The 18,937-nt window shown below is 64.3% G+C and carries 21 protein-coding genes; 12 read left to right on the top strand and 9 right to left on the bottom strand.

Features of this window, described 5'->3' with window-relative positions; genetic code table 11:
* Positions 1-41 precede the first annotated feature (41 nt).
* The 6 genes from ASD73_RS12975 to ASD73_RS13000 are packed head-to-tail and all read left to right on the top strand — an operon-like array spanning position 42 to position 5,957.
* Positions 42-1,286, top strand: a complete 1,245-nt coding sequence (locus tag ASD73_RS12975) for a cytochrome P450 (RefSeq protein WP_235534358.1) — start codon at positions 42-44, stop codon at positions 1,284-1,286.
* Positions 1,283-2,344, top strand: coding sequence for an acyl-CoA dehydrogenase family protein (locus ASD73_RS12980; protein ID WP_056372836.1), 1,062 nt, complete (start codon positions 1,283-1,285; stop codon positions 2,342-2,344). Before ASD73_RS12975 ends, ASD73_RS12980 begins: the two co-directional genes overlap by 4 nt.
* Positions 2,341-2,733, top strand: coding sequence for a Zn-ribbon domain-containing OB-fold protein (locus ASD73_RS12985; protein ID WP_056372837.1), 393 nt, complete (start codon positions 2,341-2,343; stop codon positions 2,731-2,733). The genes ASD73_RS12980 and ASD73_RS12985 overlap by 4 nt, the downstream gene beginning before the upstream one ends.
* On the top strand, positions 2,730-3,878 hold the full coding sequence (locus ASD73_RS12990) for a thiolase family protein (protein WP_056372838.1): 1,149 nt from the start codon (positions 2,730-2,732) through the stop codon (positions 3,876-3,878). Before ASD73_RS12985 ends, ASD73_RS12990 begins: the two co-directional genes overlap by 4 nt.
* A gap of 7 nt (positions 3,879-3,885) precedes the next feature.
* Positions 3,886-5,094, top strand: coding sequence for an acyl-CoA dehydrogenase family protein (locus ASD73_RS12995; RefSeq protein WP_056372839.1), 1,209 nt, complete (start codon positions 3,886-3,888; stop codon positions 5,092-5,094).
* Between the two features lie 44 nt (positions 5,095-5,138).
* Entirely contained in the window at positions 5,139-5,957 is an 819-nt protein-coding gene (locus ASD73_RS13000; RefSeq protein WP_235534360.1) for a helix-turn-helix transcriptional regulator, read from the top strand.
* Here ASD73_RS13000 and ASD73_RS13005 read toward each other — a convergent pair.
* Positions 5,954-6,490 carry a VOC family protein gene (locus tag ASD73_RS13005; RefSeq protein WP_056372840.1) on the bottom strand — a complete coding sequence of 179 codons (537 nt, stop codon included), beginning with the start codon at positions 6,488-6,490 and terminating at the stop codon, positions 5,954-5,956. The two genes, ASD73_RS13000 and ASD73_RS13005, sit on opposite strands and share 4 nt — an antisense overlap.
* A gap of 99 nt (positions 6,491-6,589) precedes the next feature.
* Here ASD73_RS13005 and ASD73_RS13010 point away from each other — a divergent pair, with 99 nt between their 5' ends.
* Together ASD73_RS13010 and ASD73_RS13015 are read left to right on the top strand one after the other, a co-directional pair.
* Positions 6,590-7,834 (top strand): aromatic ring-hydroxylating oxygenase subunit alpha, encoded by a 1,245-nt coding sequence (locus ASD73_RS13010; RefSeq protein ID WP_056372841.1) that lies wholly within the window; start codon positions 6,590-6,592, stop codon positions 7,832-7,834.
* Positions 7,835-7,836: 2 nt separating this feature from the next.
* On the top strand, positions 7,837-9,261 hold the full coding sequence (locus ASD73_RS13015) for an aromatic ring-hydroxylating oxygenase subunit alpha (RefSeq protein ID WP_056372842.1): 1,425 nt from the start codon (positions 7,837-7,839) through the stop codon (positions 9,259-9,261).
* 154 nt (positions 9,262-9,415) lie between these two features.
* On the opposite strand, the gene ASD73_RS13020 is transcribed toward ASD73_RS13015, so the two are convergent.
* The 8 genes from ASD73_RS13020 to ASD73_RS13055 are packed head-to-tail and all read right to left on the bottom strand — an operon-like array spanning position 9,416 to position 15,998.
* The gene (locus ASD73_RS13020) at positions 9,416-10,336 is read right to left on the bottom strand and encodes an SDR family oxidoreductase (protein WP_056372843.1); all 921 of its coding nucleotides are present in this window, start codon (positions 10,334-10,336) and stop codon (positions 9,416-9,418) included.
* Positions 10,333-11,982, bottom strand: coding sequence for an FAD-dependent oxidoreductase (locus ASD73_RS13025; protein ID WP_056372844.1), 1,650 nt, complete (start codon positions 11,980-11,982; stop codon positions 10,333-10,335). The genes ASD73_RS13020 and ASD73_RS13025 overlap by 4 nt, the downstream gene beginning before the upstream one ends.
* Before the next feature lie 3 nt (positions 11,983-11,985).
* On the bottom strand, positions 11,986-12,378 hold the full coding sequence (locus ASD73_RS13030; protein ID WP_056372845.1) for a nuclear transport factor 2 family protein: 393 nt from the start codon (positions 12,376-12,378) through the stop codon (positions 11,986-11,988).
* The gene (locus ASD73_RS13035) at positions 12,375-12,605 is read right to left on the bottom strand and encodes a biotin/lipoyl-containing protein (protein WP_056372846.1); all 231 of its coding nucleotides are present in this window, start codon (positions 12,603-12,605) and stop codon (positions 12,375-12,377) included. The genes ASD73_RS13030 and ASD73_RS13035 overlap by 4 nt, the downstream gene beginning before the upstream one ends.
* A 4-nt stretch (positions 12,606-12,609) precedes the next feature.
* Positions 12,610-13,602, bottom strand: coding sequence for an alpha-ketoacid dehydrogenase subunit beta (locus tag ASD73_RS13040; protein WP_056372847.1), 993 nt, complete (start codon positions 13,600-13,602; stop codon positions 12,610-12,612).
* Positions 13,599-14,579 (bottom strand): thiamine pyrophosphate-dependent dehydrogenase E1 component subunit alpha, encoded by a 981-nt coding sequence (locus ASD73_RS13045; RefSeq protein ID WP_056372848.1) that lies wholly within the window; start codon positions 14,577-14,579, stop codon positions 13,599-13,601. The genes ASD73_RS13040 and ASD73_RS13045 overlap by 4 nt, the downstream gene beginning before the upstream one ends.
* Positions 14,576-15,223 (bottom strand): glutathione S-transferase family protein, encoded by a 648-nt coding sequence (locus ASD73_RS13050; protein ID WP_056372849.1) that lies wholly within the window; start codon positions 15,221-15,223, stop codon positions 14,576-14,578. Before ASD73_RS13050 ends, ASD73_RS13045 begins: the two co-directional genes overlap by 4 nt.
* A 10-nt stretch (positions 15,224-15,233) precedes the next feature.
* A complete protein-coding gene (locus tag ASD73_RS13055) occupies positions 15,234-15,998 on the bottom strand; it encodes an SDR family NAD(P)-dependent oxidoreductase (RefSeq protein ID WP_056372850.1) in 765 nt (254 codons plus the stop codon).
* Between the two features lie 316 nt (positions 15,999-16,314).
* On the opposite strand from ASD73_RS13055, the gene ASD73_RS13060 reads away from it, so the two are divergent.
* The 4 genes from ASD73_RS13060 to arsH are packed head-to-tail and all read left to right on the top strand — an operon-like array spanning position 16,315 to position 18,927.
* Positions 16,315-16,644, top strand: a complete 330-nt coding sequence (locus ASD73_RS13060; protein ID WP_056372851.1) for an ArsR/SmtB family transcription factor — start codon at positions 16,315-16,317, stop codon at positions 16,642-16,644.
* A gap of 13 nt (positions 16,645-16,657) precedes the next feature.
* Positions 16,658-17,086 carry an arsenate reductase (glutaredoxin) gene (gene arsC / locus ASD73_RS13065; RefSeq protein WP_056372852.1) on the top strand — a complete coding sequence of 143 codons (429 nt, stop codon included), beginning with the start codon at positions 16,658-16,660 and terminating at the stop codon, positions 17,084-17,086.
* Positions 17,087-17,098: 12 nt separating this feature from the next.
* Positions 17,099-18,166 carry an ACR3 family arsenite efflux transporter gene (gene arsB, locus ASD73_RS13070; RefSeq protein WP_056372853.1) on the top strand — a complete coding sequence of 356 codons (1,068 nt, stop codon included), beginning with the start codon at positions 17,099-17,101 and terminating at the stop codon, positions 18,164-18,166.
* 5 nt (positions 18,167-18,171) lie between these two features.
* Entirely contained in the window at positions 18,172-18,927 is a 756-nt protein-coding gene (gene arsH, locus ASD73_RS13075) for an arsenical resistance protein ArsH (protein WP_056372854.1), read from the top strand.
* Positions 18,928-18,937: the final 10 nt, after the last annotated feature.

An 18,937-nucleotide genomic window follows, 5' to 3' on the forward strand; every position in this document is an offset into this window, starting at 1 on the left:
TATAGTTGCGCGTATAACAAGAAGATTGAGGAAAGAGGCGCGTGAACGATATCGCCGCAAGCAGTTTTTTCGACCCGCAGGTCATCGCGGACCCGTTCGACTATTATCGCGCCTGGATGCCCAAGAGCCCCGTCGTGCAGCTTTCCGAGGGCATGTTCCTCGTCCTCTCCTACGATCTTTGCTCGCAAGCAACCGGCGACGTCGAGACTTTCTCGAACAATTTCCAGGGCACATTGTCGGGCGCGATGGCCGAGGATAGCGATGTCGCGGCGATCCTCGCGGAAGGCTGGCCGCAGGTCGACACGCTGCTGACCGCCGACCCGCCGACGCACACGCGCTTCCGCAAGCTCGTCAACCTCGCCTTCTCGATGAAGCGCGTCGCGGCGATCGAGGAGGATATGCGCGGGGTGGTCGTCGACCTGATCGAAAAGATGGCGGCGAAAGGCGACGCCGATTTCGTCCGCGATTTCGGCATTCCGCTGCCCGTGGCGATGATCGCGAGCCAGATCGGCATGGAGGGCGATCTCGACCGCGTGAAGCACTGGTCCGACGCCTTCGTCGACCGGCTCGGGCGGATGATCCCCAAGGAGCGCGAGCTCGAATGCGCGCGCGAGGTGGTCGAGTTCCAGCATTATGTGAAAGCGAAGATCGACGAGCGCCGCGCCAATCGCACCGACGACCTGCTCTCCGACCTCGTTTATGCCGAGGTCGATGGCGAGCGTCCGCTGGAGGATGCGGAGATCCTGTCGATCATGCAGCAGCTGATGGTCGCGGGGAACGAGACGACGACCTCGGCGCTCGCCGGCGGCTTGCTTCAATTGATCAAAAGCCCCGACCAGATGGCGAAAGCCGTCGCCGCCGCCGACGAGGGCAATGAGCGCGCGATCATCAACCTCGTCGAGGAGGTGCTGCGAACCGAAAGCCCCACCGCCGGCATGTGGCGCATGGTGTTGAAAGACGCCGAACTCGGCGGAGTCCAAATCCCGAAGGGCGCGATGGTCCAGCTTCGCTATGCTGCCGCGAACCGCGATCCCGCCAAATATCCCGACCCCGACCGTTTCGACATCGAACGCGCCAATGCGCGCAGTCACCTCGCCTTCGGCAAGGGCATCCATATGTGCGTCGGCAATATGCTCAGTCGCAAGGAAATGGCGGTCGCCTATTCCGAACTGCTGACCCGGCTCACCGACTTCCGCGTCGCCGAGGGTCACACGCCGAGCTGGCCGCCGAACATGCTGTTGCGCGGGCTCACCACTTTGCCGATCAGCTTCCGGCGGCGCGCATGAATTTCGACCTCGACGACCACCAGCAGCTGACGCTCGACATGATCGGCCGCTTTCTCGGCCCGGTCGACATCGCGGCGCGGCATGCGATGCGCAAAGTCGAGGGCGGCTATTCGCGCGCACGCTGGCAGGAGGTCGCCGACCTCGGCCTGCTCGCGCTCGCCGCGCCCGAGGCGATGGGCGGCATCGGCGGAACGATGGTCGACCTCGCGCTCGTCGCCGAAGCGCTCGGCAAGGGGGTCGCGATTGACCCCTGGCTCGAAAATGGTGTGCTGCCGGTTCGACTTGCTGCCGCGGCGGGCGATGGCCGACTGGTGCGTGATCTCGTCGCGGGCACGCATTTCGCAGCGGTTGCGTTCGCCGAGCCCGGCCGCCGCTATGAAACCGACGCCGTTGGCACCAGGCTCGATGCCGGCCATATTGCCGGCGCGAAGACCTTCGTGCTCGGCGCCCCGCTTGCCGATACGCTTTTGATCACGATCGCGGGGCATAAACTCGCAAAGGTTGCGGGCGACGCCGCCGGCGTCGTCCGGCAGGATTATCCGGTCATCGACGGATCCTATGCCGCGACGGTCGACCTGCACCGCACGTCTGCCGAAATCTTCGATCTGCCCGAGGCAAAATTTCAGCGCGTGATCGGCGATGTGCGTATGCTCGCCGCCGCCGAGATGCTCGGGCTCGCGCAGAGGATGTTCGACGACACGCTCGCTTATGTCGGCGAGCGCCAGCAGTTTGGCGCCGCGATCGGCAGCTTTCAGGCGCTGCAGCACCGGCTCGTCGAATGCTATGCCGCGCTCGAACAGGCACGTTCGATGGTGCTGCGCTCCGCGATGCTCGATCCGACGACCGACGACGCGAACTGGCCGCGCATCACCGCAGGCGCGAAAGCCTTTGTCGGCGAAGCGGCGACGCGGATCGGGCTCGAAGCGGTGCAGATGCACGGCGGGATGGGGCAGACTGACGAGCTCGCGATCGGTCATGCGCTGAAACGCGTGATGCTGCTCGACAAATTGTTCGGCGATCAGGATCATTGCCTGCGCAGCTTTGCGAGGGCAGCATGAGCGCGCTGACCCCGATTGCCCCCGGCCTGTGGACCGACGAAGCCGAACCGCGGCTGATCGGCGCACGCCGCGCCGACGGCGAGATCGTCTTCCCCGTGCCGTCGGGCGACGCCGCCGCGCTGGTCGAACCCGTCGCGCTGTCGCGCAAGGGCACGCTCTGGTCGTGGACGACGCAGGGCTTCGAGCCGAAGGAACCTTACAACGGTCCGCAGCTCTTTCAGCCTTTCCTCATCGGCTATGTCGAACTGCCCGGCGAAGTGATTGTCGAAACGCGGATCGTCGACGCCTCCCCCGCCGACCTCGCAATCGGTATGCCGATGGAGTTCGCCGTCGTGCCCTTCGACGATGCGCGGTCAACCTATGCCTTCCGTCCGGAGCGCCAGCCATGAACGACGACGTCCATATCATCGGCGCGGGCATCCACCCCTTCGGCCGCACCGATGGCCGCTCGGGGCGCGATCAGGGCGTCTATGCGGTGCGCGAGGCGCTGACCGATGCCGGGATCGAATGGGGCGACGTCGAATTCGCCTACGGCGGCTCGGCGGCGGCGGGGTCGGCCGACATCATGGTCAACGAGCTCGGGCTGACCAGCGTCCCGTTCATCAACGTGGCCAACGGCTGCGCGACCGGGGGCAGCGCGCTGACTGCGGCGCGTAATGCGATCGCGGCGGGCGCGTGCGACATCGCGCTCGCGGTCGGCTTCGACAAGCATCCGCGCGGCGCCTTCAACGCCAAGCCGTCCGATTACGGCCTGCCTGAATGGTATGGCGAAACCGGCATGATGCTGACGACGCAATTCTTCGCGCTCAAGATTCAGCGCTATATGGCGCTCCACGGCATTAGCCGCCGCACCCTCGGCCTCGTCGCCGAAAAGGCGTTCCGCAACGGCACGCTCTGCGAGCATGCCTGGCGGCGTTCGCCGGTCGATCTCGACACGATCCTGAGCGCGCCGATCGTCAACGATCCGCTGACCAAATATATGTTCTGCTCGCCCGCCGAGGGCGCGGTCGCGCTGGTGCTCGCGAGCGGCAAGAAGGTCCGCGAACTGGGCTCTGATGCCATCCGCATCGCGAGTGTCGCCTTCCGCACCCGACCCGAAGGATCGTTCGAGGTCTTCGCGCCATCGATCAGCATCACAGGCGGCGGCAAGCCGACCGAAGTCGCGAGCCGCGCAGCGTTCGAAATGGCGGGCATCGGCCCCGAAGATATTTCGGTCGCCCAATTGCAGGACACCGAGAGCGGCGCCGAGATCATGCATATGGCCGAAAATGGCTTCTGCGACGACGGCGAGCAGGAACAATGGCTTGCCGAAGGATGGAGCGAGCTCGGCGGCAGGATGCCGGTGAACACCGACGGCGGCTGCCTCGCCTGCGGCGAGCCGATCGGCGCTTCGGGCCTGCGGCAGGTTTACGAGAACACAGTGCAACTGCGCGGCCGCGGCGGCGCGCGGCAAGTCCCGAACGGCCCCAAGGTGGGCTATTCTCATGTCTATGGAGCGCCCGGCCTGTCGGCGGTGGCGATCCTCGAACGTTAGTCAGATTATGGATCTCGATCTCACCCAAGACGAACTAGAATTTCGCGAGGAGGTGCGCGATTTCCTCCGCACCTCGCTTCCCGATTATGTCCGCGATGGCGCGAAACGCACCCCCGGGGTTTTCGTCGAACCCGACATCGGCCTCGTCTGGCACCGTATCCTCAACGACAAGGGCTGGGTCGCCTATCACTGGCCCGAGGATTGCGGCGGGACCGGCTGGACGCCGATGCAGCGCTATATCTTCGAAAAGGAATGTGCGATCGCGGGCGCCCCGGCGCTGTCGGTGCTCGGTCTCCGCCTCGTCGGCCCGGTGATCTGCGCCTTCGGGACACAGGAACAAAAGGACCGCTTCCTGCCCGCGATACGCGCCGGCACCGATTATTGGTGCCAGGGCTATTCCGAGCCGCAAAGCGGCTCCGACCTCGCCTCGCTCCGTACCCGCGCACGGCGCAACGGCGACGAATATGTCGTCGACGGGTCGAAGATCTGGACCACCCACGCGCATCACGCGAACTGGATCTTCTGCCTCGTCCGCACCGACGGCGAGGTGAAGAAGCAGGCGGGGATCAGCTTCCTGCTCGTGCCCATGGACCAGCCCGGTGTCACCGTGACCCCGATCATCACCATGGCGGGCGACCATGAGGTCAATCAGGTCTTCCTCGACGGCGCGCGCACGTCGGTCGACAACCGGATCGGCGAAGAGGGTCAGGGCTGGACGATCGCCAAATTCCTGCTCGAGAACGAGCGCGGCGGATCGTTCCACGCGCCGCGCCTGATCCGCGCGATCGACCACCTTGAGCAACTCGCGGGCGTCGCGCCGAGCGGGCATAACGGATCGCTGGGCGGCGATATTCAGATCACAATCCGGATCGCGCGGCTGCGGCTCGAGGCCGAGGCGCTCGAAACGACCGAACTGCGCATCCTTGCAGATATCGCGAAGGGCCGCCCTGCCGGTCCGCAAACCTCGCTTGTCAAACTGATCTCGTCGGAACTGCATCAGCGGATCGACGCGCTCGCGATGGACCTGCACGGCTATGACGGCCTGCAACTGCCGACCGTGCGCCCGCTTTACGGCAACGAAGCGCCGCCCGCGATCGGCGACGAGGACGCGCAGGTCGCCGCCGCGCGCTATCTCAACAGCCGTGCCTGGACCGTATTCGGCGGTTCGAGCGAAGTTCAGAAAAACATCATAGCAAAGACGGTGCTCCGCTTATGACACATGCATTGCGACTTGCCGGCCAGTGTGAAATAGTCCCGCTTATGGGAGAACAGGCAGAAAAACTGCCGATCGACGGGTTTGCGCGCCCAATGGATGCCAGGACGCTCGTCGATGCGGTCACGGTTCGCAGCGCGGAGGATATCCACGACGCCGCGGTGGTGCTGCGCGATTATGCCGCCGCTTATGGCCTGCGCGCGGCGCTCTGTGACGATATTGCGTCCAAGGAAACGATGGTCGACGCCGATGGCACGGTCCTCGCGGCCGACCTGTTCGGCTGGCTCGGCGATGGCGAGCGCTGGTGGGAGGATCACAGGCTCGCGCTTCACTCGCCGCTGCCGCGCTCGTGCCGCTACGAAAGCGAGCCTTTCTGGTGCAACGCCGACGGCTTCCGCACCGCGAACCCCAACCCCTATCTCGACGACATCGACCTCTCGCGCTATTTTTCCGCGCACGATCGGTACAAGGCAGCGATCGTCGTTCCCGTCCATCTGCCGTTCGGGCAGATTTCGGCGAACAGCTTTCAACCGTCGGACCCCGACATCACCGATCTGTCGGACATGTTCGCCGCGATCGGCGACACGCTGGCGCTCGCGACGCGGCGTTTCATCGCCGGATATGCCTCGGCGATGCGGACGAAGCGGCGCATCCCGTCGGACTGCGAGCTGTCGAAGCGCGAGGTCGAATGCCTGCGCTGGGCGGCAATCGGCAAGACCGACCGCGAGATCGGCATGATCATCTCGTTGAGCCACGCGACCGTGCGCTATCACGTCCACCGCGCGGGCGAGAAACTGAACTCGGTCAACCGCGCGCAGACGATCTTCAAGGCCGGACAGCTGGGTTATTTGGGCGCGAATAGCTAACCCAGACGACGGAGCGGCTCGCTGCCGTCCCAGCCCTTCGCCGCATCGCGCATCATCGCGAACAGTTCGCGCGTGCCCGCCTGCGGCTCGAGCAACTCGACGAGCGTGCCGGGGCCGGTGCCCGGATCGGCATAAATCACCCCGCCGGTGTCGCCGACCGGTGCCTCGAAAATAATCTCCGCTCCGACCTCACCGCATCGCGTCCGCACCTCGGCGATCGAGTCCACCATTACGCACACATGGTGCAGTACATCCGCGACGCCATATTCGCCGCGATAGAGCGACTTCGCATCATTCTCAGGCCGGATCAGCTCGATCTGCATATCGCCCCAATAGCCGAGCGCCATCGTAAAGACCGGATTGCTAGGCTCGCCGCGATAGCGCCCGCCGGGAAGCGACACGTTCGGCAACAGGAAGAACGGCCCGGCGCCCATCACCTCGGTCCAGTGCCGGATCGCTGCGTCGAAATCCGACGGCACAAAAGCGAGCTGCATGATGTCGCCAAGCGACGCGAACGATTTGGGTCCGGGCATCTGTCTCCCCCTCAAAAGCGATAGCGCACAAGCGCCGGGCTTTGTGCGATAAGCTTTTCGAGACCCGGAGTCATACTGGGCAAAATGTGAGGGAGTGCCATGGCCGAGTCCGATCCGAAGATCGCACCGCAGGACTGGTTTGCCGTCCGCAAGCGCAATGCGCGCGCGGGCCTGCGCAAGCTGGTTGCAATCGTCGCCGAGAACCGCACCGACCGCGCAGAAGCACCGCTGCCGCTGCACAAGTCCATATACACCGGCGAGGCGCGCCATGCCGCCGAGATGGAGCATATCTTCCGGAACGAGCCGATTGTCGTCGGCCTGTCGGGCGATATTCCCGAGACGGGCGATACACTGGTCTTCGACTCGGTCGGTCCGTCGATCCTCGTCATGCGCGGCAAGGACGGCACCGCGCGCGCGTTCCTCAACATGTGCACGCATCGCGGCGCCAGGCTGGTCGAGGAAAAGGAGCCCTGGCAGGGCCCGCGACCGCGGCTCGTCTGCCCGTTTCACGCCTGGACCTTCGACCCGGCGGGCACCCTTATCGGCCAGCCCGGCAAGGAAGGCTTCGCCAACTGCGAGATCGGAGCACGCAACCTGATCGAGCTTCCGTGCGCAGAACATCTCGGTCTGATCTTCGTGCGCGCCAATCCCGACGGTGAACCGATCGATGCCGCGGCGCATCTCGGCGATTTCGGGCCGGTGCTCGCGCAACTCGAGCTCCACCGCGCCGAGCCGGTGAAGAAGGGCATCCTGACGGCGGATTCGAACTGGAAATTCGCGCTCGACACCTATGGCGAGGGCTATCATTTCAAGATGCTCCACGCCTCGACGATCGGCGGGACGCACTATAGCGACCGCAATGTCTACGAGCCGATCGGCCGCCACCACCGCGTCAGCTTCCCCGACCTGTCGATCGGCAATCTCGTCGGCAAGGACGAACGCGAATGGCCCGAAACCGATTATGGCGGGGTGCATTTCCTCTTCCCGAACACCGTGATCTTCTTCGGCGCGGTGACCCCCGGCGTCTATTTCACGCAGGTTTTCCGACTCTTCCCCGACGGCGCGGGCAAGATGTTCTGCCAGTTCGCGGTCTACGCCCCCTTCGGCGTCGAGAGCGAAGAGCATCGCGCGATGTGCGAGATCGCCTATGACGCGACCGCCACCGTCGTGCAGACCGAAGATTATCGTGTCGCGAGCAGCGGTTATTCCAACCTGCTGACCGCTCCCGACGACTTCCGCGTCGTGCTCGGCGCGAATGAACCCGCGCTGCACGGCGTCCACCGCTCGATCGCCGCGGCGTGCAAGATGCCGCTCGACCAGATCGCCCGACCTTTCCGGAGCTAGTGATGAACGACCTCAGTCCTCCCCAGGCCGACAATCGCGACGATCGTTGCCCCGGGACCAGCTACACCGACATGCTGAAGGCCGATACGCGGCGCGTTCCCGACTATCTTTTCGCCGAATCGAATCAGGAGCTCGGCGACGAGCCGATCGCGATCGAGCGCTATGTCAGCGAGGATTGGGCGAAGCTCGAACGCGAGAAGATGTGGCCGAACATCTGGCAGTTCGCCGCGCGCGAAGAGGATATGCCAAACCCGGGCGATACCGTCGTCTACGACATCAACGAAAAGAGCATCCTCCTCGTCCGCCAGAAGGACAGCTCGGTCAAAGCCTTCTACAACGTCTGCCTCCACCGCGGGCGCAAGCTGCGCACCGAGAGCGGACCCGCGGTGAACTTGCGCTGCCCTTTCCACGGCTTTTCCTGGCATCACGACGGCCGCTTCAAGGAAGCGCCGTGCGCGTGGGACTTCAAACATCTCGACGACAAGGACATGAGCCTGCCCGAGCTGAAGGTCGACCGCTGGCAGGGATTCATCCTCGTCACCGAGAACCCCGACCTGCCGCCATTTCGCGGCTGGGTCGGCCCCGGTGTCGAGCATTATGACAATTGGCGGCTCGATGAATGCCATACCGCCGCATGGGTCGGCCGCGTCATCCCCGCGAACTGGAAGGCGGTCGCCGAAGCCTTCATGGAGGCGTGGCACAGCATCGTCACCCACCCGCAAATCCTCGGCTTCACCGCCGACGCGAACACACGCTACGACCTCTATGGCGACTTCCTCAACCGCGCGATCACGCCCGCAGGCGCGATGTCGCCGCACATCAAGGGCAAGGATCAATTCTATGTCCTGAAATCGCTCGAAGAATTCATCGGCGGCGGCGACAGCCGCGCGCGGCGCGCGACCGGCGATCCAGCCGACCTGAAAGGTTTCGACGCCGACGATCCGATGCTCGCGCGGAAGGTGCTGGCGCAGGCGAATCGCGATGCCTTTTCGGCGATGAACGGGTATGATTATTCGAACGCGACCGACAGCGAGATGCTCGACAATTTCACTTATAATGTCTTTCCCAACTGGGCGCCATGGGGCGGGCTGGTGCCGAACATCGTCTATCGCTGGCGGCCGTGGGGCGACGCCGGGCACAGCCTGATGGAGGTCCGCATCCTGACGCGCACGCCGAAGGGCGAAAAGGCGCCCAAGTCGGCGCCGATGCACCTGATCCCCGACGACCAGCCCTTCGCCAGCGCGAGCCATTTGATCGGCGCCGCGCTTGCCGGGGTGTTCGACCAAGATATGGAGAATCTCCCCTATGTGCAGGAGGGAATGAAATCCTCGCCGAATGGCGTGATCGAGCTCGGCCATTATCAGGAGAGCCGCATCCGGCATTTCCACCGCACGCTTGGCAAATATATCGACGAGCAGTTGCCCTGATTATCCGATATTGAGGGGCAGATCATCGCCGAAAAATAGCCATGTGCTCCCGCAAAGGCGGAAGCCTATCTCCGGTCCGCGCCGGATGAAACCGGCAGGAGATAGGCCCCCTCCTCGCGGGGGCACAGGAAAGAATTTACAAGTTGATCGCGCTCTAAGCGGGCACCGTCACTGGTGACCAGTCCTGTCGCGCCGCCCAGTCGGCGAACGGCGTCGGCGTCACGCCGAGGAGCCGCGCCGCAGGGATCGTGTCAAGCGCGACGGGCGAGACCGGCTGATCGTTATACCAGCGATAGAATTTCGCCATTCCGTCATAGATGCTGAACGGCTGGACATCGCGCGAGCCGGTGACGAGTTCGCTCATCCGCGCCGCGAATTCGTCGGGCGACAGGCTTTGGAAGCGCACCGGACGTTCCGCCGCGACACTCAGTCGCTCGGCGATTTCGGCGCCGACCAGGGCCTCCGGCCCGCCCACCGCGATCCGGTCGGCAATCAGATCCTCGTGCAGCAAGGCCGAGACCATATAGGCCGCTACATCATCGAGGCAGACCCAGCTGATCTTCAGCGTATCGGCCGCTGGATAGGCGAACACCCCGCTGTTCACGATCGCCGGGCGCGACCAGATGCGGGTGATATTGTCCATGAACACCATCGGTTCGATGATGGCATAGGGCACACCACTTTCATGAACCGCGCGTTCGATATCGCGCCGCCCGTCGTGCGCCGACAGGCCAAGGTCGTGGTCGGCGACGAAGCAGCTGGTGTTAAAGACGATCTTCTGGAGGTCCGCCGCGCTCGCCGCCGCAGCGATATTGCGGCCCATCGTTGCGGCGCGCTCACGGTCGAACTCAAACGGCAGATGCATCGCCAGTGCGTCCTGCCCGCGAAAGGCGGCGGTCAGGCTCGCAACGTCGTAGAGATCTGCTGCCACCTCGGGCACGTCGGGATGCACAGTCTCCGCCATCGCGCCCGGCCGCCGCACGCCGGCGGTCGGTTCGATGCCTCGTGCCTTCAGCGCGGTGAGCAGCGGAATCCCCTGATCGGCGGGCGCGCCGAGGACGATGACCTTTTTCATGCCGCACCCTCCAGCTGCTTGTTGGACATCGTCGCCGCGTGGCGCCCCGCAAGAAAACCGAACACCATGCCGGGCGCAATTGTCCCGCCCGGGCCGCCGTAGGTCATGCCCATCGCCGAGGCCATGACATTGCCTGCGGCATACAGCCCCGCGATCGGTCCGCCATCAACGCTCAGCACCTGCGCGCGGACGTCGGTCTGCGGCCCGCCCTTGGTGCCGAGCGCACCGCTTTTGAGCTCGATCGCGAAGAAGGGCGCCTTGCCGATCGGCCCCAGTGTCGCGGCGGTCGAGCCGCGCCCGTCGGGATCGCCCCACCATTGGTCGTGCGCCGCATCGCCGCGACCGAAATCTGGATCGCGGCCGGTGGCACAATGCGCGTTGAAGCGCTCCACCGTCGCCTCCAATGCCTCGGCATCAATCCCGAGTCGCGCGGCCAGTTCGGGCAGGCTTTCGGCGCGCATCGCCCATTGCGGCGGCGCGACGCCGCGCTCGCCGCTGATCATCCCGAAACCGAAGCGGTCGATATATTGCTGGTCGAAGATCAGCCAGCACGGCAGGTTCTTATAGTCGAACGCGCTGACATCCTGATCGTGAAACGCCGCGCCGATCGCATTGTAGTTGGCCGCCTCGTTGGTGAAGCGCTGACCCGCGCGGTTGACCATGATTGAATGCGGCAGGCTGCGCTGTCCCGCAACGAGCGTCTTGCCGGTCGAGCAGTCGCTCTCCGGCACTTCGGCGACCGGCATCCACCACGCCTCGCGCATATTGCCGAGCATCGCGCCGACGCGCATCGCCATCTTGAGCCCGTCGCCAGTATTGGTCTTAGGACTCAGTGGATGCGTTAGCGGCCCGCGAATGAAGGCGCGGAGCAGGTCGGCATCCCATTCGAAACCGCCCGTCGCGAGGACCACCGCATCGGCGGCGACCCCGACTTCGCCTCCGGCGGTCTCGAACACCACGCCTGCCACGCGGTCGTTCTCCATCATCAACCGCACCGCACGATGCCCCGTCTGCGGTTCGATCCCGCGATCGAGGCATGCGCGCAGCAAGCGCCCGACCAGCGCCTGTCCGCTGCCTCGCAAATCGCAGTCGATCCGCCGCTGCAATTCCTCTGGCGCGAGTGGCCGCGGCTTCGCCTGTCCGAGCGGCGTGTCGTAGATCGAGAAATGCGGCGAGGGATAGTAGGGCGATCTGATCACCTTGCCGGCCCAGTCGCCGAGCTCGTGGAAGGAATACAGCGGGCAGTCGAGCGAGCGCCCGCCGTTCGGCATCCCGCCCGGAAATTCGGCGTGATAATCGGGAAATTCGGGGATCGGCCGGAACTGCACCGGCGTGTTCGCCTCAAGGAACGCGACCATCTCGGGCCCATGATCGAGGAACGCCTCGACCATATGCCTCTGCATCAGCCCATGCGACATCGACATAAGGTAAGTCAGCGCCTTGTCGCGGCTGTCCTCGACGCCGAGCCCGGCCTCATGATGATTGTTCGGGATCCAGATCATCCCGCCCGACCAGGCCGTGGTGCCGCCGACCTGATTGCCCTTTTCGAACAGCGAGACGCACGCGCCGGCTTCATGCGCCGAAATCGCGGCGGTCAGCCCCGCGCCGCCGGTGCCGAGGACGATGACGTGCGGCGCTTCGTTCATCTCTTATGCCTTCAATTGCTCGACCATGTGCGCGGTGTCGAAATAATGGATGCGCATTGACGCCATTTTTCCGGCGTCGTCGAACTCGGTGACCTCGGCGATGTGGGTCTCGAACCTTTTGCCGCTCGACTTCGCGGTGACGGTGAAGTGGAGCAAAGCGACGGCATATGTCTCGCCGCCGACCAGCTCCATCCATCGGACCACCGGCTCTTCCCAATAGCCCATGACGTGCGCGTAGAGTTTCTGCAGCGCATCGCGCCCGCGCCACTCGCCCCCGTAAGGAAGCGAAGTCGGCTCATGGATAACGAGATCGTCGGCCATGAAGTCGGCGACCGCATCCCACTCCCCGCGCGCGACCGCGGCATACATCGCCTTGCTGGCTTCGAGCGGCGTCATTCGATCGTGCCGACGAGCGCGCCGACCGGATAGACCTCGCCCTCGACGCCCGTCGGGCGGATCGTACCCGCGACCTGCGCCTCGATCTCGACCGTCGTCTTGTCGGTCTCGACCGTGTAGATGATGTCGCCGACCTCGACGCGCTCGCCGTCGCCGAACATCCATTCGTTGAGCGTCATTTCGGTCGCCGACATGCCGATTTTCGGGATGCGCAGTTCCTCAGCCATCGCCTCAGCCCTTCCAGTTTACGGCGGTCCGCACCGCATCGGCGATCGCATCCTTGTTCGGTATCCACGCCTGTTCGAGCGCGTTCGCCATCGGGACCGCAGAGAAGGCACCGCCGATGCGCGTCACCGGCGCCTTCAGTTTGCCAAACAGCATTTCATTAAGCCGCGACGCGATCTCCGCGCCTGTGCCATATTGCTTCACCGCCTCGTGCAGCACGATCGCGCGGCCGGTTTTTTCGACCGACGCCGTGACCGTTGCCTCGTCATAAGGGGCGATGGTCCTGAGATCGATGACCTCGACCGAAATGCCCTCCTCGGCGAGCTTGCCCGCAATTTCGAGCGCGTCGAGCACAGTGCGGCCATAGGTGACGATCGTACAGTCGCTGCCCTCGCGCGCAATCGCCGCCTTTCCGAGCGGGACGATATGCCCCGGACCCGGATCGTCGGATTTCAGGCCGTAGCAGAGGATATTCTCGATGAAGATCACCGGGTCGTTGCACGCGATCGCCGCGCGCATCAGCCCCTGCGCATCGGCGGCATTCGACGGCGTGACGACCTTAAGCCCCGCGACATGCGCGAACCAGGCTTCGAGCATGTCCGAATGCTGCCCGCCAAAGCCGACCCCGACGCCGGTCGTGGTGCGGATCACCAGCGGGACATTGGTCTGTCCCCCCGACATGAAGCGCAGCTTCGCGGCATGATTGACGATCTGGTCCATCGCGACCGTCACGAAGTTCATCAGCATGATCTCGGCGATCGGGCGGAAGCCCGCGAGCGCGGCGCCTACGCACGCGCCGACGATCGCCTGCTCCGAAATCGGCGTGGCGCGGATGCGGTTCTCGCCATATTTTTCGGTCAGACCCGACGAGATTTTGAACACTCCGCCGCCCTGCTTCGCGGCGACATCCTCGCCGAGCAGGATCACGCCTTCATCCTCGGCCATCGCTTCGTCGATCGCGCGGTTGATCGCCTGCGTCATCGTGATCTGCATGCTCATGCCGCAATCTCCTCTTCGAAGACATCCTTGCGGATTTCCTCGGGTCCCGGCAGCGGGCTGTTCGCCGCGAACTCAGCCGCCGCGTCCATCTGGGCGTCGAGGTCGGCAACGATCGCGTCGAGGTCGGCCTCGGTGAACTGATGATCGAGCATCAGCTGGCGCAGCCGGGGCAGGGGATCCTCCGCCGCCATCTCGGCAAGATGCTCGGGCGGCATGTAAGAGAAGTCGGCGCCGAAGAAATGGCCCATCATCCGGTAGCACATCGCCTCGATCAGCGTCGGCCCCTCGCCTGCGCGGGCGCGGTCGACCGCGGCCCTCGTCGTATTGTACATCGCGATCGCGTCGTTGCCGTCGACCTTTACGCCGTCCATTCCGTAAGCCCGGGCGCGGGTGACGATCGAATCGACCTTAGTATGGTCGGCAAAGGCGGTGTGTTCGCCGTAGCGGTTGTTCTGGCAGAGGAAGATCACGGGCAGCTTCCACAACTGCGCCATGTTCATCGCCTCGTGAAACGCGCCGATATTGGTCGCGCCATCACCAAAGCAAACCATCGTTACCTTGCCGTCGCCGCGGTTCTGCGACGCCAGCGCGAGGCCGTTGGCGATGGGCAGCCCCGACCCGACGACGCCCGTCGTCACCATCACGCCGGTTTCGGGATGGGTGATATGCATCGACCCGCCCTTGCCGCGGCAGGTGCCGCCGACCTTGCCCGCAATTTCGGCGAACAGCGGGTTCAGCGGCACACCCTTGGCGATCTGATCGTGCTGGCCGCGATAGGTGGTGACGAGATAATCGTCCTGATTGAGCGCCGCCATCGCCGCCGCGGACACCAACTCCTGTCCGCGCACCGTGTAATAAATCACCGCGAGCTTGCCGGTCATCAGCAGCGAGCGGAATTTTTCGTCGGCACGCGCGACGCGCATCGTGCGGGTGTAGATGTCGCGCAACTTGTCGCGATCGATCGTCATGTCGGTCATGCAGGCTCTCCGATGCCGTATTGGGGGTTGGCGCTGGCGACGGCGCTGGGACGGGCGGCAACGCGGTCGCGCCAGGCGGCGAGATGGGTCAGCGCGGGATCGGGCGCCTGGCCGACCATCGCGCCGAACTCGACGAAGCTATAGAGCAGGATGTCGGCGAGGCTGAAGCGCTCGCCCGCGATCCATGGTCCGGCGCCGACGATGTCGTTCACCGCTTCGAGCCCGCTCGCCGCAAGCCGCTTCAGGTCGGCGGCGGCATCAGGCAGGCACAGCACCCGGTCCCTGAACATCGGCAAGCCTTCGGCGCCGCGAAAGCCCGCGGTCATCGGCACGACGACAAGCTGGTCGACGATGCGCACGAACATCCGGGTCCGCGCCCGCTGTTCCGGCGTCGCGCCGAGAAGCTCGTTCGCGGCATGCGTTTCGGCCAGATATTCGCAGATCGCGATGCTTTCGACGATATGGCTGCCATCGTCGAATTCGAGCAAAGGCGTATGGCCGAGCGGGCTTTTCGCGTAGAAATCGGGTCGGCGGTTCTCGGCCGCCATGATGTCGACGAACTGCCGGTCGAGCGTCAGCCCCGTTTCGGCGAGGTACATCAACACCACGCGCGGATTGGGGCCAAGCGATTGATAAAGCTTCATCGCGCGGCGCCTAGAACTGGACGCGCTTGGTGAAACCGCCGTCGATGACGAGATGCGCGCCGGTCATATAGGGACAGGCGGGCGACGCCATGAAGACGATGCCCTTCGCAACCTCCTCGGGCTCGCCGAAACGCCCCATCGGCATCTGAGCGAGCGTGCCTTCGTAAAGCGCCGGCACCGCCGACTTGATCACCTCCCAATTGCCGCCTGGATAATAGATTGCGCCGGGCGACACGATGTTGACGCGGATATTCTGCGCCGCGAGCGCCTGGCTCAATTGCGAGCCATAGGTGATAAGCGCCGCCTTCAGCGCATTGAACGCTTGCGGCACGATGAAGGTCTCGACCGCGGCGGTCGATGACATGAAGATGATCGATCCCGACCCCGACGCGGCGAGCGCCTCGGTCAGCACCTCAACCCCGTGCACCGCACCCATGACATCCATGTCGAGCCCGCGCTGCCAGTCGCCGGTCGCGCCCTGCCCCGAAGAACTCGCGGTGTGTATGAAGATGTCGCAGCCGCCGAGCGCATCGCGCGCCTTCGCCAGCCACTCACGATAACCGTCGGGATTGCCGGTCATGTCGAACTGCTCGCCAAACACCTTGCCCGGCCCCTCGGCGTCGATCGCCGCGACTGCTGCCTTCACCTTGTCGGCGTCGCGCGAAAGGAAGGCGACATCGGCTCCTTCGGCAGCGAAAATCTTGAGCGACGCGAGCCCCAGCCCGTGCGCACCGCCGTTCATGATGACTTTCTTGCCCTTGAGACCCAGATCCATCGCATCCTCCTCATGTCATTTTGGTGAGGAGAGTATCGGGCTAGTCCGTATGGGGACATCAGCAAAAATGGGAGCCGCCCGCATCCCGCCGCCAAGACTCGAATTGAATGTCGTTCCATGGCCGTCCGCTATTTGAACGGCACGGGTTGGATCGTCAGCGATTTAGGCCAAATGTCCAACCCCGAGCTCGAAGCGGTCATGCCAACGTGCGCTAAGCGATGCCTCGTCCGCTGAGAAGGGCGTTGCAACCGTGCCAACTTATCGGATATTCCCGATAAGAATTGACCGACGCGCTTCCATCGGATAATCCCGATGCATGCAAACTGATTCCGCTTTGGCCATTCTCGCCGCGCTGGCGCATCCAACCCGCCTCGATGCGTTCCGCCTGCTCGTCAAACATGAACCGGAAGGCCTGTCGACGGGTCAGCTCGTCGAGGCATCGGAACTCACCCAAAGCACCTTCTCGACTCATCTCGCGGTACTCGCCAGGGCCGGCCTCGTGACATCCGAGAAGCGCGGGCGCCAGATTATCCAGCGCGCGGATATCGACGCCCTTCGCGGCCTGATGCTCTTCCTCGCCAAGGATTGCTGCCAGGGACGCGCCGAGCTTTGCGAGCCTCTGCTTGCCGAACTGGCGTGCTGCTGAAGGAACCGGCGTCATGACCGATATCATCATCTACCATAACCCGAAATGCGGGACGTCGCGCAACACGCTCGCGCTGATCCGCAACGCCGGGATCGAGCCGCATGTCGTGGAATATCTGAAAACGCCCCCATCGCGCGCTCTGCTGGAACAACTGATCGAGCGGGCGGGTATCGCGCCGCGCGAGCTCCTCCGCGAAAAGGGAACGCCTTATGCCGAGCTGGGTCTTGCCGATCCGTCCCTCGACGATGCGGCGCTGGTCGAGGCGATGATGGCGCACCCGATCCTGATTAACCGGCCGCTTGTCGTGTCGTCGCTCGGGGTAAGGCTCTGTCGGCCATCCGAAGCGGTGCTCGATATCCTTCCGGCCCGTCAGGTCGGCGCCTTTGCAAAGGAGGATGGCGAGCGCGTCGTCGACGCAGACGGAAATCGCATCCAGCCCTGAGGAAGAACATCCATGTCCAACGCTATCAAGCGGGAACGGCTGTCGTTCCTCGATCGCTACCTGACGCTCTGGATCTGCCTTGCGATGGCGCTCGGCGTCTGGCTCGGGTCGACCTTCGACGGCCTGCCTGCAGCGATCGACGCGCTGTCGGTCGGGTCGACCAATATCCCGATTGCAATCGGCCTCATCCTGATGATGTATCCGCCGCTGGCGCGCGTCCGCTATGAAGAGCTTCCGCGCGTTTTCGAGGACAAGAGGGTTCTCGCCATCTCGCTCATCCAGAACTGGATCATCGGTCCCGTCCTGATGTTCGCGCTCGCGGTGATCTTCCTGTCGGACAAGCCCGAATATATGACCGGACTGATCCTGATCGGCCTCGCGCGCTGCATCGCGATGGTCATCGTCTGGAACCAGCTCGCGAAAGGCGACAATCAATATGTCGCCGCGCTCGTCGCCTTCAACTCGATCTTCCAGATTCTGTTTTTCAGCGTCTATGCCTGGTTCTTCCTGACCATCTTGCCGCCGCTTTTCGGGCTCGAAGGGAGCGTGATCGACGTCAGCTTCCGGACCGTCGCCGAAGCGGTCCTCATCTACCTCGGCATTCCATTTGCGGCGGGATATCTCACCCGCAAATGGCTGGCCGGCGCCAAAGGCAATGACTGGTACGAGACGCGCTTCCTGCCCCGCATCGCGCCGATCACGCTTGTCGCGCTGCTCTTCACGATCGTCGCGATGTTCAGCCTCAAGGGCGGCGAGATCGTCGCCATTCCCGGCGACGTTGTGCGCATCGCCATTCCGCTCGCCATCTATTTCGTCGTCCAGTTCGTCATCAGCTTCTGGATGGGCAATCTTATCGAGGCCGATTATCCGCGCACGACCGCGGTCGCCTTCACAGCGGCGGGTAATAATTTCGAGCTCGCGATCGCGGTCGCCATCGCCGCCTTCGGCCTTGCGTCGCCGGTCGCCTTCGCCGCCGTCATCGGCCCGCTCGTCGAGGTTCCCGTGCTCATCCTGCTGGTGAGCGTCGCCTTCTGGTTCGGACGCCGCTGGTTTCCGGCGTCCACCCCCGCGAAAGACTGAACTCCATGACTGCCCCGACCTTCTCGCGCCTGCGCACACTCACCCACCCCACCCATCTTCCGGCGCTGAGCGCAGAATATATACGGTCGCAACCGGCGCTGGGCCTCGGCCCGCTCGATCCCGCGCCGCGCATCCTGCTGCTCTACGGGAGCTTGCGCGAACGCTCCTATTCGCGGCTCGTCATCGAAGAGACTGCGCGCCTTCTCCAGCTTTTCGGCTGCGAAACGCGCATCTTCGATCCCACGGACCTGCCGCTTCCCGACCTGATCGCCGACGACGATCATCCGGCGGTCGAGGACCTCCGGCAGCATTCGCTCTGGTCCGAAGGCCAGGTCTGGTGCAGCCCCGAACGTCACGGCCAGATCACCGGGATCATGAAGGCGCAGGTCGATCATCTCCCGCTCGCCTTTAAGGGCCTCCGCCCGACGCAGGGCCGTGCCCTCGCGGTCATGCAGGTCTCGGCGGGATCACAATCGTTCAACAGTGTGAACACGCTCCGCATTCTCGGCCGCTGGATGCGGATGATCACCATCCCCAACCAGTCGAGCGTCGCCAAGGCCTATCAGGAGTTCGACGAGGCGGGTCGTATGCTGCCCTCGAGCTATTATGACCGGATTGTCGATGTCGCCGAAGAACTGGTGCGCTTCACCGTGCTGACGCGCGGCCACGCCGCCCAGCTCGTCGACCGCTATTCGGAACGCAAGGATCGGAACGAACCCGTCGTTACGCCGGCCCGGTTAGCCGGCCTGCCGGGCGTCTGAGCGCCCTGCA

It is taken from the genome of Sphingopyxis sp. Root154 (assembly GCF_001427105.1).
Taxonomy (GTDB): domain Bacteria; phylum Pseudomonadota; class Alphaproteobacteria; order Sphingomonadales; family Sphingomonadaceae; genus Sphingopyxis.